This window comes from Psychrobacter sp. TWP2-1-2 (assembly GCF_049896785.1).
Classification (GTDB): Bacteria; Pseudomonadota; Gammaproteobacteria; order Pseudomonadales; family Moraxellaceae; genus Psychrobacter.
Genome location: NZ_JAFCVA010000001.1, coordinates 416,364 through 432,034, shown reverse-complemented (window position 1 = coordinate 432,034; position 15,671 = coordinate 416,364). Strand labels below are relative to the sequence as shown.

Genomic DNA, 15,671 nt, shown 5'->3' with positions numbered 1-15,671 from the left:
CTTTAAACGTTCAATTAATACGCCCCAGCATGTTTTTAGAGCGGTTATTAATTTGGATTGTCTTTATTGCGTTTGTCTTCGCGCCGCTGCTTACGTTTTGGGCTGGTGCGGTAGGTCAAATAACCACCGACAGCCATCACCGCAATAAAAGCCACAATGTACATAAATATTGATGAGCCGATAAGCAGTGAGGCACCGATAATAGGAGTTGCATCCATGTCAAACATCCAGATAAGGTTTATCAATAATTATGCAAGTGTCTGATTTCATTGTAAAGTAAATAAATTTAACTCAGGTGTAAGTTCCAGTGAACGCATGCGCGCTGCCTGATCGTAAACGTTAGCCGTCACAATTAGTTCGTCTGGCTGATACTGGGCAAGGAATGCTGCCAGTCTCGGTTTGACAGTTTCCACAGAACCGATGAATGACACTGACAATGCGCTATCCACCATCATTTTTTCAGCAGGGTTCCAGATACTATCCATATCGTGAGTGGGTTTAGGCATTTGACCTGTTTCACCACGGCGCAAGCGTACGAAGCTTTGCTGCGCAGAGGTAAAATGATACTGTGCAGTAGCATCGTCATCGGCGAGTAATAAATTGGCGGCCAGCATGACATAAGGCTTGTCCAAATAGGCTGATGGTCTGAACTGTTCACGATAAGCTGTAATCGCTTGCTCAAGCATTTGCGGTGCAAAGTGTGAGGCAAACACATAAGGAAGTCCCAAATGCGCCGCTAACGTAGCCCCAAAAAGAGAAGAGCCTAATATCCAGATAGGAACGTTTGACTTTGCCCCAGGAAATGCCTGTACTGGGCTATTATCTGTACCGTTCCCTAAAAAGTACATCAATTCTTGAACGTCTTGCGGAAAGCGATCAGCATCTTGCATCTGACGGCGTAGTGCCTGAAAGGTTGCGCCATCAGTACCCGGCGCACGACCCAGCCCTAAATCTACGCGATCGCCATATAATGCCTGCAAAGTGCCGAATTGCTCAGCGATGACGAGCGGTGCATGGTTCGGAAGCATCACACCACCAGCACCAATACGTATATGCTTGGTTTGGCTACCGATATGCGCTAGTAGTACTGACGTCGCTGCACTGGCGATGCCCGGCATATTGTGATGCTCTGCCATCCAATAACGGTTTAAGCCGACTTTTTCTGCTTGCTGTGCTGTCTCAACCGTTTGGGCAATGCCTTCAGCGATGGTTTTACCTTCAGGCACGGGTGCTAGATCTAAAAAGGATAAGGGAATAGCGTTACTCATAAATCACCTGTTTTTATGATGCCGCCTTTCAACGACATGGTTATATTGGTATTTGATTCTAGTTATAAAAGAAACTAGCGACAGCAATGATGAACTAGCACCTCAAGAATCTAGTGCTAATTCAATATTGCTGTAACTAGTCGTTCAATAGTTCATATAATGGGGCGGTTCTATTGAATATAAAGGTTATAAGTTAAGACGATAACAAATCTTAATAATGGGGTAGAGTTATAATAATCACATGCGTGGCAGTCGATTTTGAGTAGAAATGAGAATAGAAAATGGCATCATTATCTGTTGATAACGATGCCATTGACGTTTAGTGAAAATATGAATAAATGGTTCTTTACTGGCTAAATTGTTTTTGACACAGTTCCATAAATGCTCGACCATACTGACGAATTTCTGCATCATCACGTACCGCCATCCAACTGGTAAAGCGCCCAAAGTGATCCACTGGTATCGCAGTTAAATTTTGATAGTGACTCGGTTCAAACGCCATCTCTGCGATAATACCGATACCCAAGCCCAGACCTACGTAAGTACTGATTACATCAGCATCGAGTGCTGCTAGCACGATATCTGGTTCCAATCCTGCTTCTTCAAAAGTTTTGTCAATCGCACCGCGCCCCGTAAAGCCACCGTGATAGGTCACAATCGGATAGCTGGCGAGGGTCGGCAAATCCACAGACTCGTGATTGGCGAGTTCGTGATCGCTTGGTACAATGACGCGATGCGTCCAGTCATAATAGCGATAGCAGCGTAAATAATTGTTATGAAGTAAAGACTCGGTTGCAATGCCAATGTCTGCCTGCCCGCGAATGACCATTTGCGCGATGGTCTCTGGATCCGCTTGTTGTAATATTAGGTTGACTTTGGGGAAACGCTCTTTAAACTCTTTGACGACTTGCGGCAATACATATCGCGCTTGCGTGTGAGTGGTGGCAATCGTCAGCGTGCCAATATTCGGATTATTAAAATCGAGACTTAGGTTTTCAATCGTACGGATCTCGGCGAAGATAGATTCGATATGCGGCATTAGTGCTGTGCCCATGGTCGTAAGACCCGTTAGGCGTTTGCCTTGACGGACGAATACTTCCGTTTTGAGCTGATTTTCAAGTGCCGCAATATGTTTTGATAGGCTAGATTGGCTGGTGTGCAGTACGGTCGCCGCTTGACTTAAGTTATAGCCATTAATCACCGTATGCCATACTGTCTCCAACTGCTTGAGCTGAATCTGTAAATGCCGCTGATTGACCACTACGTCGATTGCCATAACTAAATCCTATTGTATAAATATACAAACCCTGTCTGTATACAAAAGTGAAAATGTACAAATATGCAGTAAGCAGGTAGTGTAAAACAAAGTGTTTATTCTTGTATATACTTAATGGTTATCTATTTATGTTTATTTGGAATATAGGATAAGTCGTTTGTCCGTTGCTAGAAGTAAATCATTACAATAAAAAAGCCCTCGATTAGAGAGGGCTTTTTTAAGATAAAGGCGTATCTATTTCAGCGGGTTTTAGCGAAAACGATCCGCATTCATCACTTTATTCCAAGCATTTACAAAGTCATGAACGAATTTTTCTAGGTTATCGTCCTGTGCGTAGAGCTCAGAGTAAGCGCGTAGTATGGAGTTTGAGCCAAATACTAGGTCTACGCGGCTGGCTTGCCATTTTACATTGCCAGTAGTACGCTCACGCACTTCATAGAGGGCAGGGGCGTCATTATTGTCTGTCTTAACGGGATGCCAAGAATAGCTCATGTCTGTCAAGTTCACAAAGAAGTCATTGCTAAGTGTCCCCGCACGCTCAGTAAAGACGCCTTGTTGGCTCTGAGCGTAGTTGGTATCCAAGACACGCATACCACCGATTAAAACGACCATTTCGGGTGCAGTCAAGCCCATCAGCTGAGTACGATCTAATAGCATCTCTTCAGGTGATATGGCATAGCTGCCTTTGATCCAGTTACGGTAGCCATCATGTCGTGGCTCTAAATCAGAGAAGCTCTCTGTTTCAGTCATCTCATCGCTCGCATCGCCACGACCCGCATCGAATGGTAGTTCAATTTGAACACCTGCATTAGCTGCTGCTTTTTCAATGGCGGTGTTACCAGCGAGTACAATTAAATCGGCTATGCTGACGTCTTTATCAAAGTTCGTTTGGATGGCAGTGAGCGCCTCAAGTACGCGAGTCAATTGCTCAGGCTCATTACCTAGCCAGTCTTTTTGCGGGGCTAAACGAATGCGTGCACCATTGGCACCGCCGCGATAGTCTGAAGCGCGGAACGTACGAGCGCTGTCCCAAGCAGTAATAATAAATTCGCGGTGGTCGATACCACTGCCTAGTATCTGTGCTTTTAAAATCGCAATATCATCAGCGCTCAGATTGACATTACCTTGTGGAATTGGATCCTGCCAAGTGAAGTCCTCGCTTGGCACATCCGCCCCTAAATAGCGAGATTTTGGCCCCAAATCACGATGGGTAAGCTTAAACCAAGCTTTTGCAAATACTTCATCGAAATATTCTGGATTTTGATGAAAGTTCTCTGAAATTTTACGATAAGCAGGGTCTTTAATCATTGCCATGTCAGCATCGGTCATTATTGGGTTGCGACGTACACTTGGATCATGTGCATCTAAAGGACGATCCTCTTCCTTGATATCGATAGGTTCCCATTGCCAAGCACCAGCAGGACTCTTAGTCAGTGCCCACTCATGATTTAGCAGTAACTCAAAATATTCATAATCCCATTGGGTTGGATGCGTGGTCCATGCGCCCTCGATACCACTTGAGACGGTGTCGCCAGCATTGCCTGTGCCTTTAGGGTTGCGCCAACCTAGACCTTGCTCTTTGATGTCAGCCGCTTCTGGCTCATCTTCTAATAAGGTAGCGTCACCATTACCATGACATTTACCAACCGTGTGACCGCCAGCCGTCAAGGCGACCGTTTCTTCATCATTCATTGACATGCGAGCAAAAGTGGTACGAATATCTTGTGCCGTTTTAATAGGATCAGGGTTGCCATCGACACCTTCAGGGTTGACATAAATCAAGCCCATCTGTACCGCTGCTAAAGGGTTTTCTAGTGATTCACGCTGATTATCATCTTCATAACGATTTTTGGTAGCCGCCAGCCATTCACGCTCGGAACCCCAATAGATATCCTTTTCTGGATGCCAAATATCGGTACGTCCACCAGCGAAACCTAACGTCTTAAAGCCCATAGATTCATAAGCCATATTACCCGCTAGTATCATCAAATCTGCCCAAGAAAGTTTGTTACCATACTTTTTCTTGATTGGCCATAATAGACGACGTGCTTTGTCCAAGTTGACATTGTCCGGCCAACTGTTTAATGGTGCAAAGCGTTGATTACCAGTGTTAGAACCACCGCGGCCGTCAGAGCGCCGATAAGTACCGGCAGAATGCCAAGCCATACGAATCATCAACCCACCATAATGACCCCAATCTGCTGGCCACCATGCTTGTGACTCAGTCATTAGATCTTTTAAATCTTGCTTGACGGCTTCTAAATCTAATTGCTTAAAGGCTTCTGCATAATCAAAGTCAGGATCCATTGGATTGGTTTTGTGATCCTGCTGATGCAAGATATCTAAATTTAAGCTATTCGGCCACCAGTCGGTTGCTGCCGAGGCGTTCGTAGTATGCGCTTGGTGCATGACAGGACAGCCACCCATGCTTGGACGTTGTGGCTCGTGCGAAGTATCTACATTTTCACTATGAATGGTTGGTCCATGACCATCTCCTTTATCATAAGTGGTGTTACTTGCAGCATCTGATGTTGAGTTTGAGTTAGTCATCATGTGGCTCCTAGGTAGTAATCAGATAAATGGCAATCGAGGGTGTTATTTACTATTGTTTGCAAAAATTATTTGTCATCTCTAGCATATAGAATAATGATTGATTTAGGGAACCAATTTATACAAACACCTTGTTTTATAAAATAAATGATATACCTAATAAAATTATATTTTTTAAATATATAAAAGTAAGGATTTAGTAATAATTTCTGGTTGTTAAAGCATTAATTATTAATAACTTATCAGGATGATGATGGGCTAATCACAAAAGAAAGGGGTTTGTATAAAATGGTTATGATGCAAAATGCGAGATTTTCCTTATTTTTATACCCATTCTTAATATGAAAGTAAACCCTAGTCTATAAGCTAGGTTTTATTAACCAGTAGAAAGAAAGGTTAATGCAAAAATATCGTTAGAATGTCTAGTCAAGGTCAGCGTTCTCAAGTACCATAATTCAATTTTGTTGTAATGGCTGTATTTGTGCAACGTTAAGCAATTTTTATCGATCCCGTTTATCAGTGCTATTTATCAATTACCGATAGATGATACTAATGATTGATAAAAATTGTGCGCGGTTGTGTTCTTTTTCTTAAGTGCTAGTGAGCGATTATGTCTGCTGTCAAATCTGTGCCACCCAATCAATCAGCTGTCAAAAAATCATGGGGAGAGGCTGCAAAGGCTTATTTAGACCCTCGTGTCATTATCATGTTGTTTTTGGGCTTTTCAGCGGGTATTCCTATACTGCTTATTTTTTCAAGTTTATCACTTTGGCTTAGAGAGGCAGGCATTGATCGTAGTGTTGTGACTATGTTTAGTTGGGCGGCACTGGGTTATTCGTTTAAGTTTATTTGGGCGCCATTAATAGATGCGCTTCCTGTGCCATTTTTGACCAAATGGTTGGGTCGTCGTCGCAGTTGGATGGTGGTATCACAGCTGCTTATCATATTGGCTATCTTTTTGATGGCAAATGTTAATCCAGTTAGTGAAGACGTTTTAGTCTACATGGCAGGCGCTGCGGTTTTGCTTGGCTTTTCTTCTGCGACCCAAGATATCGTGATTGATGCTTACCGCATCGAGCTTGCGCCGCCATCGATGCAGTCCATTCTATCCTCTATTTATGTGTCGGGTTATCGTATCGGCATGATCGTTGCGGGGGCAGGCGCGTTATATTTGGCAGATTTTTTTGGCTCGAATGAGACGTTTTATAGTTATGAGGCATGGCGAAATACTTACTACATTATGGCAGGTGTCATGACTTTAGGAGTATTAACCACGTTTGCCAGCTATGAGCCAACGGCTGAAACGTTGCAAAGTACAAAGCAAAAGGGTAACTTAAAAGTATTTCTTATTTATTCTGCTTTATTACTTATCCCAGGTCTGATTTTTGGCATTATTTATCTGATCAATATTTTGATTAATACAGTGTTCGATAGCACATTGGCGATGATACCGTTAATGGTCATGCCAGCGATTAAGTTTTACTTTTTGGCACTGGTCGCTTGCGCACCGTTGCTGCTGTTGTATTTCATCATCAATCAACCAAAAATTATTAATAAAGCCCCATTGGTTGCCGAAACTCGCGAAGATTATGTGAGATTGGTGGCATTGTTTGTGTTTTCAGTGATCGCATTTATCGCTGCTTATATATTAATGGGACAAGTATTGCCAGAGTTCGAAGGGGCATTTCCTAGCTTCTTTGTTGAAACATTGCATCTGCTGATAAGCTTGGGTGTAGCGATAGTAGCAGGTTATGCATTGGTACAAGTAGGGTTGGTGAAAAAAGAAGTAGCCATGGCAACTTGGGTCGAGCCGATTTTAGACTTTTTTAGACGCTATGGCAAAAAGGCGTTATTACTATTGGCGCTCATTGGGCTATATCGAATTTCAGACATCGTGGCGGGCGTTATTTCCAACGTTTTTTATCAAGACATGGGCTTTAGTAAAACAGATATTGCCAATGCAGTGAAACTCGTCGGCGTGATTATGGCGATTGCAGGTGGGTTCTTAGGTGGGCTATTGGCACAGCGTTTCCGTATGATGCATGCCATGATGATTGGGGCAATTCTTGCGTGTGCGACCAATTTATTGTTTGTACTACTAACTTACAACCCAGGCAGTTTGCCGTTTATGTATGTTGCGGTCATATTTGATAACTTGGCAGCAGGGCTGGCGAGTGCCGTGTTTATTGCTTTCTTATCCGCTCTAACGTCTATTCGTTTTACGGCAGTGCAGTATGCGATTTTCTCTTCATTAATGACGCTCATTCCCAAGGTGATGGGTGGTTATTCAGGTGCTATCGTCGATAATATGGGCTATCCATTTTTCTTTATCTTTACTTTCGCTATTGGGATTCCGATTTTGGCGTTGATTTACTTTGTTGATAAACATATCGTCATTGGTGATAACGATGATATTTATGGCGATGACAATAATGATGGAAGCAGTGATAAGTTGGCCAAGGCGAATCCAAACCTGACCGATACCAAAGAACCACCACGCGCGTCAGAGTAGGCTAAGCAGTGTTCTTATTCTCATTAATGCATAATATTTTTAAGAGTTACTTATGACAGCATCGACCATTCGTCAAATCAAGAAGCACATTCAGCAGTTGACAAATGAGGCTGCAAACAGCAATTTGCCGCCATTTTGGCTCACCGATTGGCTATTATATGTCATCGATAAGCCTGCGATAGCGCTAATCACAGATGAAGGTTACCAGCTAACAGACAGTGAGTTTGAGCAATTCAATGCAGGTGTAACGAAGATGCAGCAAGGAATGCCACTTGCGTATTTGACTGGTCAGCAAGAGTTCTGGTCGTTAAAATTTAGGGTCAATGAGCACACTTTAATTCCTAGGCCTGATACTGAAGTGTTGATTGAGCAAGTATTAGTCTGGATAGCAACTCAACCAAATCATGCAGGTAATAATCAGCCGAAGCGCTTACTTGACTTAGGTACAGGCTCAGGCTGCATCGCGATCAGCCTTGCGCATGAGATCAAGGCAAAAAATATTGGTCATACCTCCGATAGCTGGCAAGTGACTGCGGTTGATTTGTCATTAGAAGCGCTAAAAGTCGCTAAGCACAATGCAGTTATCAATGATGTTGCTGATATTGAGTTTATACAAAGCAGTTGGTATGACGAGCTGCCCAGTCATGGCGAGCTATTATTTGATGTGATTGTGTCCAACCCTCCTTATATCGATGAGGAAGATGAGCATTTGGCACGCCTTGTAGCCGAACCTATTAGTGCCTTAAGTGCCCCCAATCATGGGCTTGCCGATATAGAGCATATCGTAGGACAGGCACCGAAATACTTGCGTGTCGGTGGGCTACTGGCTATCGAACATGGTGTTGACCAAGGTGATGCCGTTCGCAAGTTGTTTGTAGACAGTGACTTTGAATCTGTGCGTACAGTACAAGATTATGGTGGTAATGATCGTGTTACGCTGGGTCAAATTAAGTCATCAGATTTTTGTTAGTAGACTTCTTTAATAATAGGTTATTGGTAATAAATATGGCGCACACATCAGATGAAGGGCAGTTGTTGGATGAAGAGCTGCTGCGTTATGCAAGGCAGATATTATTAGACGGTTGGGATATTGACGCTCAACTACGCTTAAAATCAGCTCGTGTGGTCATGATAGGGGCAGGCGGGCTTGGTTGTCCTGCTTCTGAGACGCTGGTGCGTGCAGGACTTGGGCAAATTCATCTGATAGATGATGACATTATTGAAGCCAGCAACTTGCAGCGCCAAACGTTGTTTTTACCTGAGGATATCGGTAAACCTAAGGCGCTAACAGCGGCACAAATGTTAGAGCGTATTAATCCTTTAATTACCGCGAGCGGTACAGTTGCAAGATTAAGCGAAGAAAATGCTTATGAATTGCTCGATATGGCGACAGGCAAGCCTGATTTGCTTTTAGATTGCACCGACAATTTTGCTACGCGTGATGTCATTAATCGTATTAGCGTGCGCTATAAAATCCCGCTATTATCTGCCTCAGCGATTGCGATGCAAGGTCAGTTGGCGCTGTTTGAGCCGCAACTAAACACTGGTTGTTATCACTGCGTGTTTGGTTCGGTAGTGCTTGATGCAGCGGCTGATGAGCGTACGTGTGCCAACTCAGGTGTGCTAGCGAGTACCACTGCTATCATGGGTAATTTGCAAGCGAATGCTGCCCTGCAGTATTTGGGATTAACCAAAAATCCACTGACAAATAAGCTATTAATATGGGATGGTAGCCAGATGCAGCAACGGCTGATGGGCTATCGCCAAGATGCCGCGTGTCCTGTCTGTAGTAGTCATTAGTGATTGACCATTAGTAGCTGTGTAGCTTGTCATTATTTATAATCGCCTATTCTCAAAAACCTTCCTTATGACCATAGTTGTTTTTTATGAAAATTCATCGTCCGCATTTATTAAAGCATACCTTCAATGTCATGAACCGTGTTCGCCAAACAGCCAGCGTGGCAGGTTTATCTGCGCTGAGAGTGGCAAAAGGTGAAAAGCCTGATGCCACATTATTAAAAGAAACGTTTGAGCAGTTGGGCACGACTTATATCAAGATTGGTCAGTTTATCGCCAGTACGCCTTCACTGTTTCCACGCGAATATGTAAAAGCTTTTCAGAGCTGTTTGGATCAGACCACGCCATTGTCCTATGCTTATATCGAGCAGGTATTGAAAGAAGAGTTGGCCGTTGATGGCATGACGCTTGATGATAAGTTCGCCCATATCGACTCAAAGCCACTAGCGTCAGCCTCTATTGCGCAAGTTCATGCGGCACGGTTGCATAATGGCGATGAAGTCGTATTAAAGGTACAAAAACCTGACGTCGAGACCATTATGCAAACGGATTTGGGCGTATTGCATGGGGTGACTAAGTTACTTGAGATCCTGATGCCGTCGATGAAGTTTGCCAGTATTGCGCCGATTATCGATGAGATTCGCCTGCGTATGCTTGCCGAGACGGACTTTATCGCTGAGGCACAAAACATCCGCGATTTTCAGCAGTTCTTAGCCGTATCAGGCAATACGCGCGTGGTAGCACCCAAAGTATATGAAGAGCTGACGACCAAGCGTGTATTAACCATGAGCCGCTTGTACGGCGTATCTATGGTCGATGAGTCGCTCATGCGTCAGTATTGTGCTGATCCTGCGCAAGTCATGGCGGATACCTTAAATACGTGGTTTGCCAGTCTCATGCTGTGCAACAGTTTTCATGCTGACCTGCATGCGGGCAATTTGATGCTATTAACCGATGGTCGTATTGGCTTCTTGGATTTTGGTATTGTCGGTAAACTAAAAGCTGAGAGTTGGCGTGCGTGCATGGGTATGATGCAAGCCATGCAGGACAGTGACTATCAAGCGATGGCGCGCCATATGATTGATATGGAAATGACCCATGGTGGCAATAAAGTCGATGTAGTGGCATTGGGTAATGATTTGCAGCGTATGATGAAGACTATTATGGCGGAGGACAAATCCTTTACCAGTGGTGTGCCTTTTAATAGTAAAGAACAAGCCGATGAGCTAAATAAAATGATGCTTGAGATTGTAGAAGTCGGTAAGCGCCATGGCATACATTTCCCACGTGACTTTGCTTTATTGACCAAGCAGATGCTCTATTTTGATCGCTTTATGCGTACGCTGGCACCTGATATGGATATGTTTAGTGATCAACGCGTACAAATGCTAGGACACACAGAAACAGATGTGACCATGCCACCAACAGTAAACGTATCGTAGTTTTCGCTTGTATGTTTGATTATTAATCCGCCGCTGCTCTTGAATGCTCTAACACAAAGGATTGTGTGCTAATTGCCGCAAAAATGGCTCTGTCATGATGACTGCTCTCAAAAGCCGTGCTTTTCCTCATATTACCAATGAAGCTGCCATTGCCTGTATCGGTATGTACTGCATGGCAGTCGTCATGGGCTATGGACGCTTCCTCTTTACTGCCACCTTGCCCGATATTATGGTGCAACTGTCGATTTCAACGACGATTGCAGGCTGGCTTGCCTCTATCAATTACATCGGTTATTTTATCGGTGCCCTCATCGCCATGTTTGTGCCTCAGCGCTCGACGTGGCAAGCGCTGACACTGTGGGCGATTGTAAGTGTCGTCACAACGATGCTACTTGTCGTACCTGATATGTCATTAACTGTATGGTATCTCATTCGTCTAATCGCAGGTATTGCAAGCGGGGTAGCGATGATTTTGAGCTCATCGTTTGTGATTCAAAGCTTAAGTCCTGAACGCCGCTCTGTACTGTCGGCAGTACACTACGCAGGTATTGGTGTGGGCATCAGTGCCTCTGCCATACTGACGTGGTGGTTGTTAATATTGGGCTATCATTTTGATGTCATTTGGTTAGTAGCAGGCTTTACAAGCTTACCTCTGGTATGGCTACTCTATGCGGTAAAACCAAGACAAGCACAGGGTTCCGTCTCGCTGCGGACTGATCCTAAACAGCACGTGTCAGTGCATCAAACCTATTTGAGCTTTAAGCGCGCTTTGTATGAGGCCATTGCTGGTCATCGTAAGGCTATTGCTTTGCTATCAGCGAGCTATATACTGGCAGGCTTTGGTTATATTACCTCTGCGACTTTTTTGCCAGTAATGGCAGCACAGCGCCTCACGACGCAGACGTATGCTGGATTGCTCATTTGGCTAGTCGTTGGTGTGTTTGCGATGTTATCAAATCCACTGTGGGGCGCACTTGCCAAGCGAATTGGTGAAATTAAAACGTTAATAGGCTTAACGATATTACAAGCATTTGGGATGTGCTTGCCCATATGGTTCGGCGGCGCTATTGGTTTGTACGGAAATGCTGCTATTTTAGGTTTGACCTTTGTGGGTATGGTATCGATGACGCTCACTTTGATTAAAAATATCAATCCTGCTTACTCAAATTTGCTGATAGGATTGGCAACTTTGGCTTATGCATTGGGTCAATTCTTGGGACCATTGGTGACGGTAGCATTGGCAGGGCAGGACGACAATTTCAATGCAGGGTTACTCGTTGCCGCCGCTGGATTGATGGTTGGATTGGTGCTGTTGCTATTGTTTCGTCGACAGCCACCGACTACCATTTAAACCACACTACGATTAAATATTTCTCGCAGCTCAAAACTGGTATGCACTTGAGCGACACCTTCGATACGATTGAGCCTATGTAATAAAAACTCCTCATAATGTGCCATATCGCGTACTCTTACCTTGATAAGGTAGTCTTCCGTACGACCCGTGACAATGCTACAGCTAATGACTTCATCAAAGCTCTGAATCTTACGCTCAAATTGCTCAAAGCGTTCAGCCGTATGGCGGTCCATACTAATCGCGATAAAGACGGCGAGCGGGTAGCCAAGTTTTTGCGCATCCGTTTTGGTGTGATAACCCGTGATAATACCAGCATCTTCTAAGCGTTTAATACGGCGTGCACAAGGCGTGGCTGACAGGTTGACGCGTTCGGCAAGCTCGGTGATACTCATACGTGCCTGAGTTTGCAATACGCGCAAGAGCTGTCGATCGATCTCATCAATATCGGCTAAATGTGGACTATCCAGATGACTGTTTGGCATGATCTGTTGCTTTATTAGTGAATTCATCTAATTATACTGAGTAAATTGTACTTTTTCACTAAAATAGTGTCATATATTATAAAAGAAAGCTGATTTCTATTGCATAAACTCTGATATTATTATGGTATAAACATTGGTTATCTCGTATGATAAACATTGATCTAATCACCAGCCGTCCAGCTAAAAACATAAATTCCCATATCATCTAAGGATTGATTATGTCTGACCAAGCCAAACGCACTGTAGCCTCAACGACTGCAAAGATTACACCCAAAAATGCCGCTTTTGATTATAAAAAGTATCGTCCATTTGCTTTTGCGCCCTCGCTGTCAGATCGTACTTGGCCGAGCAAAACGATTGAAAAGTCACCAATTTGGGCAAGTGTGGATCTGCGTGATGGCAATCAAGCACTGATTGACCCGATGACGATCGAACAAAAAATGCGTTTTTTTAAAACGTTGGTTGAGGTTGGTTTTAAAGAAATTGAAATTGGCTTTCCATCAGCGGCGCAGGTTGAGTTTGATTTTGCTCGTAAACTTATCGAAGAAAATCACGTCCCAGACGATGTGACTTTGCAGGTATTGGTGCAGGCTCGTGAGCATTTGATTGCCCGTACGTTTGAGTCATTGAAAGGCGCGAAGCGTGCGATTGTCCATGTTTATAATTCAACGTGCCGTGTACAACGTGAAAAGGTCTACGGTAAAGACAAAGCTGAGATTAAAGAAATTGCCATCACTGGTGCCAAGCTATTACAGAAGTATGCGGCACAGTATCCTGAGACGGAATGGGTGTTCCAATATTCACCTGAGAGCTTTAGTCAAACAGAAACTGAATATGCCGTAGAAGTCTGTGATGCGGTTTGTGAAGTATGGCAACCACAACAAGGGCAGGAAGTTATTTTAAACTTGCCAGCGACGGTTGAAGCGTCTATGCCCAATGTTTTTGCCGACCAAGTCGAATATTTCTGCCGTCATCTTGCCCAGCGTGAGCATGTCGTTATTAGCTTGCATACGCATAATGACCGTGGCTGTGCGGTTGCAGCAGCAGAGCTTGGGGTATTAGCGGGCGCCGATCGTATCGAAGGTACGCTATTGGGTAACGGTGAGCGTACGGGTAATATGGATATCATGGTCATGGCGATGAACTTGTTTAGTCAAGGTATCGATCCAGAGCTTGATTTTAGTAACATGAGCGAAATTGTACAAGTGGTCAGCGAATGTAACAATTTGCCCTTACATCCGCGTCATCCATACGTCGGCGAATTGGTCTTTACGGCCTTTAGTGGCTCGCATCAAGATGCCATCAAAAAATCTCTCGATTATAACGAAAAGCATCAAAACGAGACGGATAACGTTTGGGATGTGGCTTACTTGCCAATTGATCCGGCGCATATCGGTCGTAGTTATCAGGATGTGGTACGTATCAATAGCCAGTCTGGTAAAGGCGGTGTGGCTTATATCTTGCAGCGCAACTATGGCTTTAATTTGCCGCGCTGGATGCAAATTGACTTCAGCGGCGTGGTACAGAAGCAAGCTGAATCAGCTGCTCGCGAATTGCAGAATGATGAAATCTTACAAACCTTTGAAGATACGTATCTACAGCAAGGCAGTTTTGAGCTATTAGATTATACGGTCAATAATAAAGGCGGTGAAGTCTACTTTACTGGTCAAGTACAAATGAATGGGGACATCATTAATATTGATGGCACTGGTAATGGTCCATTATCATCTTTTATAGACGGCCTTGCCCAGCACACTGGTAAATCGATACATGTCATCAACTACGCTGAGCATGCGATTAATCCGCAGCACAATAGCGGTGATGGCATCGATGATGATACCAATAATGACAACAAAACTAATGCAAATGCGGCGGCTTATATCCAACTAAATGTAGATGGTGAAGTTTATTCTGGCATTGGCACTTGTAGCAGTACTGTATCAGCGATGCTTAAAGGCGCATTATCAGCGTTTGCTCAAGCAGTTAGTACTGCCACTGCTTAATGTTTTTATGATCGTCTTAATAACTTGTAGCTATAACGCTGTCGCTTCTTGTCTTTGGCAAGTAAAGCGATGGCGTTATTTTTTGCATGAAAAACGACAGTCTATATGCAGAAAATAGACTTTTATGACTATCGCCTATCTTGCAGTTGGCTAAAGCATCACGACTAATAGCATAATGTTACTTGTGTTTTTGATGTCTAAGACTTACGCTAATGTACATAACTCATACTATTATATTATTATAAACAAAAGGTTAATTATGGAACCTATCTCACTTGCTTCATTTTCATTGGCTGCTATTTTGGCGTCATTGCCAGTAAATGGCGAAGTGGTCACTAAACCAACTATTACCACTCATATCAGCCCAGCTATCGCGGGACAATGGGAAATCGACTTGGACAGTAGTATCACGATGACCAAAGAAGCCAAAGCCAGACAAGCTGTAGCAAAAGAGCTGAACCAGACAAAAATTGATGAGCCAGAAGTGACTGCTGGCACAGAAGGCGGTGTCCTTGTGCAAAGTGAAAAGCGCGTCCTTAATATTAAGCCAAATACCAACAACCAGTTAAAGGTCTCTGCCAAAAAAGCAAATCAGTGTCGCGAGCTATATAATTTTGCGGCCGATAATGAGATGTGGGCAGTGAGTGGCAAAGAATGGACATATGGTCGTTACCTAATCACGCACCGCGAAGAAGGGCTGCCCATTATTGCGCTAAAAACAGTCTATGACAACAATGAGGTAGATTGTTCAGGTAACCAAATCGACCAAACTGACGAAGCATTGATTGCGTTTTTAAACCACGATGGCAACCAAATGCAGTGGTGTGCGGATCCTGATGGTAATGAATGCTTTATGAATTTTAATAGAGTGTTGCCGTAGCATTTTCTTTACTTATAAAACTTAAAACTATTTTTTCTAAAATAGAAACATAAAAAAACCGCTATCTAAATAGGTAGCGGTTTTTTTATGTTTAACAAAAATCAAAG

The 15,671-nt window shown here is 43.6% G+C and carries 12 protein-coding genes; 7 read left to right on the top strand and 5 right to left on the bottom strand.

What is annotated here, in order from left to right; translation table 11 throughout:
• Nucleotides 1-47: 47 nt before the first annotated feature.
• The 4 genes from ACP7AE_RS01755 to katG all read right to left on the bottom strand — a co-directional run bounded on the left by ACP7AE_RS01755 (nucleotide 48) and on the right by katG (nucleotide 4,971).
• Complete coding sequence (locus ACP7AE_RS01755) at nucleotides 48-218, bottom strand: hypothetical protein (RefSeq protein ID WP_426241139.1); 171 nt, start codon at nucleotides 216-218, stop codon at nucleotides 48-50.
• A gap of 48 nt (nucleotides 219-266) precedes the next feature.
• Nucleotides 267-1,268 carry an LLM class flavin-dependent oxidoreductase gene (locus ACP7AE_RS01750; protein WP_426241138.1) on the bottom strand — a complete coding sequence of 334 codons (1,002 nt, stop codon included), beginning with the start codon at nucleotides 1,266-1,268 and terminating at the stop codon, nucleotides 267-269.
• Between the two features lie 346 nt (nucleotides 1,269-1,614).
• Complete coding sequence (locus ACP7AE_RS01745) at nucleotides 1,615-2,544, bottom strand: LysR substrate-binding domain-containing protein (RefSeq protein WP_045446223.1); 930 nt, start codon at nucleotides 2,542-2,544, stop codon at nucleotides 1,615-1,617.
• Between the two features lie 249 nt (nucleotides 2,545-2,793).
• Complete coding sequence (gene katG / locus ACP7AE_RS01740; protein WP_426241173.1) at nucleotides 2,794-4,971, bottom strand: catalase/peroxidase HPI; 2,178 nt, start codon at nucleotides 4,969-4,971, stop codon at nucleotides 2,794-2,796.
• A 733-nt stretch (nucleotides 4,972-5,704) separates the two neighbouring features.
• Here katG and ACP7AE_RS01735 point away from each other — a divergent pair.
• From ACP7AE_RS01735 to ACP7AE_RS01715, 5 genes are all read left to right on the top strand, one after another.
• Nucleotides 5,705-7,606 (top strand): AmpG family muropeptide MFS transporter, encoded by a 1,902-nt coding sequence (locus tag ACP7AE_RS01735; RefSeq protein ID WP_426241137.1) that lies wholly within the window; start codon nucleotides 5,705-5,707, stop codon nucleotides 7,604-7,606.
• A gap of 52 nt (nucleotides 7,607-7,658) precedes the next feature.
• The gene (prmC, locus tag ACP7AE_RS01730) at nucleotides 7,659-8,576 is read left to right on the top strand and encodes a peptide chain release factor N(5)-glutamine methyltransferase (protein WP_426241136.1); all 918 of its coding nucleotides are present in this window, start codon (nucleotides 7,659-7,661) and stop codon (nucleotides 8,574-8,576) included.
• Nucleotides 8,577-8,611: 35 nt separating this feature from the next.
• Complete coding sequence (locus ACP7AE_RS01725; RefSeq protein WP_426241135.1) at nucleotides 8,612-9,406, top strand: HesA/MoeB/ThiF family protein; 795 nt, start codon at nucleotides 8,612-8,614, stop codon at nucleotides 9,404-9,406.
• An 86-nt stretch (nucleotides 9,407-9,492) separates the two neighbouring features.
• The gene (locus ACP7AE_RS01720) at nucleotides 9,493-10,845 is read left to right on the top strand and encodes an ABC1 kinase family protein (RefSeq protein WP_426241134.1); all 1,353 of its coding nucleotides are present in this window, start codon (nucleotides 9,493-9,495) and stop codon (nucleotides 10,843-10,845) included.
• Between the two features lie 94 nt (nucleotides 10,846-10,939).
• Complete coding sequence (locus ACP7AE_RS01715; protein WP_426241133.1) at nucleotides 10,940-12,196, top strand: YbfB/YjiJ family MFS transporter; 1,257 nt, start codon at nucleotides 10,940-10,942, stop codon at nucleotides 12,194-12,196.
• Here the strand turns inward: ACP7AE_RS01715 and ACP7AE_RS01710 are convergent.
• A complete protein-coding gene (locus tag ACP7AE_RS01710) occupies nucleotides 12,193-12,681 on the bottom strand; it encodes an Lrp/AsnC family transcriptional regulator (protein WP_045447764.1) in 489 nt (162 codons plus the stop codon). The two genes, ACP7AE_RS01715 and ACP7AE_RS01710, sit on opposite strands and share 4 nt — an antisense overlap.
• Before the next feature lie 218 nt (nucleotides 12,682-12,899).
• Here ACP7AE_RS01710 and leuA point away from each other — a divergent pair, with 218 nt between their 5' ends.
• Nucleotides 12,900-14,684, top strand: coding sequence for a 2-isopropylmalate synthase (gene leuA, locus ACP7AE_RS01705; RefSeq protein WP_201539305.1), 1,785 nt, complete (start codon nucleotides 12,900-12,902; stop codon nucleotides 14,682-14,684).
• Nucleotides 14,685-14,943: 259 nt separating this feature from the next.
• A complete protein-coding gene (locus ACP7AE_RS01700; RefSeq protein WP_201539303.1) occupies nucleotides 14,944-15,564 on the top strand; it encodes a hypothetical protein in 621 nt (206 codons plus the stop codon).
• Nucleotides 15,565-15,671: the final 107 nt, after the last annotated feature.

Bases quoted from the DNA above. Each gene is read 5' to 3' on its own strand.
- ACP7AE_RS01755 (WP_426241139.1), bottom strand. From the start codon at position 218: ATGGATGCAACTCCTATTATCGGTGCCTCACTGCTTATCGGCTCATCA.
- ACP7AE_RS01725 (WP_426241135.1), top strand. From the start codon at position 8,612: ATGGCGCACACATCAGATGAAGGGCAGTTGTTGGATGAAGAGCTGCTG.
- ACP7AE_RS01750 (WP_426241138.1), bottom strand. From the start codon at position 1,268: ATGAGTAACGCTATTCCCTTATCCTTTTTAGATCTAGCACCCGTGCCT.
- ACP7AE_RS01710 (WP_045447764.1), bottom strand. From the start codon at position 12,681: ATGCCAAACAGTCATCTGGATAGTCCACATTTAGCCGATATTGATGAG.
- katG (WP_426241173.1), bottom strand. From the start codon at position 4,971: ATGGGTGGCTGTCCTGTCATGCACCAAGCGCATACTACGAACGCCTCG.
- prmC (WP_426241136.1), top strand. From the start codon at position 7,659: ATGACAGCATCGACCATTCGTCAAATCAAGAAGCACATTCAGCAGTTG.
- ACP7AE_RS01700 (WP_201539303.1), top strand. From the start codon at position 14,944: ATGGAACCTATCTCACTTGCTTCATTTTCATTGGCTGCTATTTTGGCG.
- ACP7AE_RS01735 (WP_426241137.1), top strand. From the start codon at position 5,705: ATGTCTGCTGTCAAATCTGTGCCACCCAATCAATCAGCTGTCAAAAAA.
- leuA (WP_201539305.1), top strand. From the start codon at position 12,900: ATGTCTGACCAAGCCAAACGCACTGTAGCCTCAACGACTGCAAAGATT.
- ACP7AE_RS01745 (WP_045446223.1), bottom strand. From the start codon at position 2,544: ATGGCAATCGACGTAGTGGTCAATCAGCGGCATTTACAGATTCAGCTC.
- ACP7AE_RS01720 (WP_426241134.1), top strand. From the start codon at position 9,493: ATGAAAATTCATCGTCCGCATTTATTAAAGCATACCTTCAATGTCATG.
- ACP7AE_RS01715 (WP_426241133.1), top strand. From the start codon at position 10,940: ATGATGACTGCTCTCAAAAGCCGTGCTTTTCCTCATATTACCAATGAA.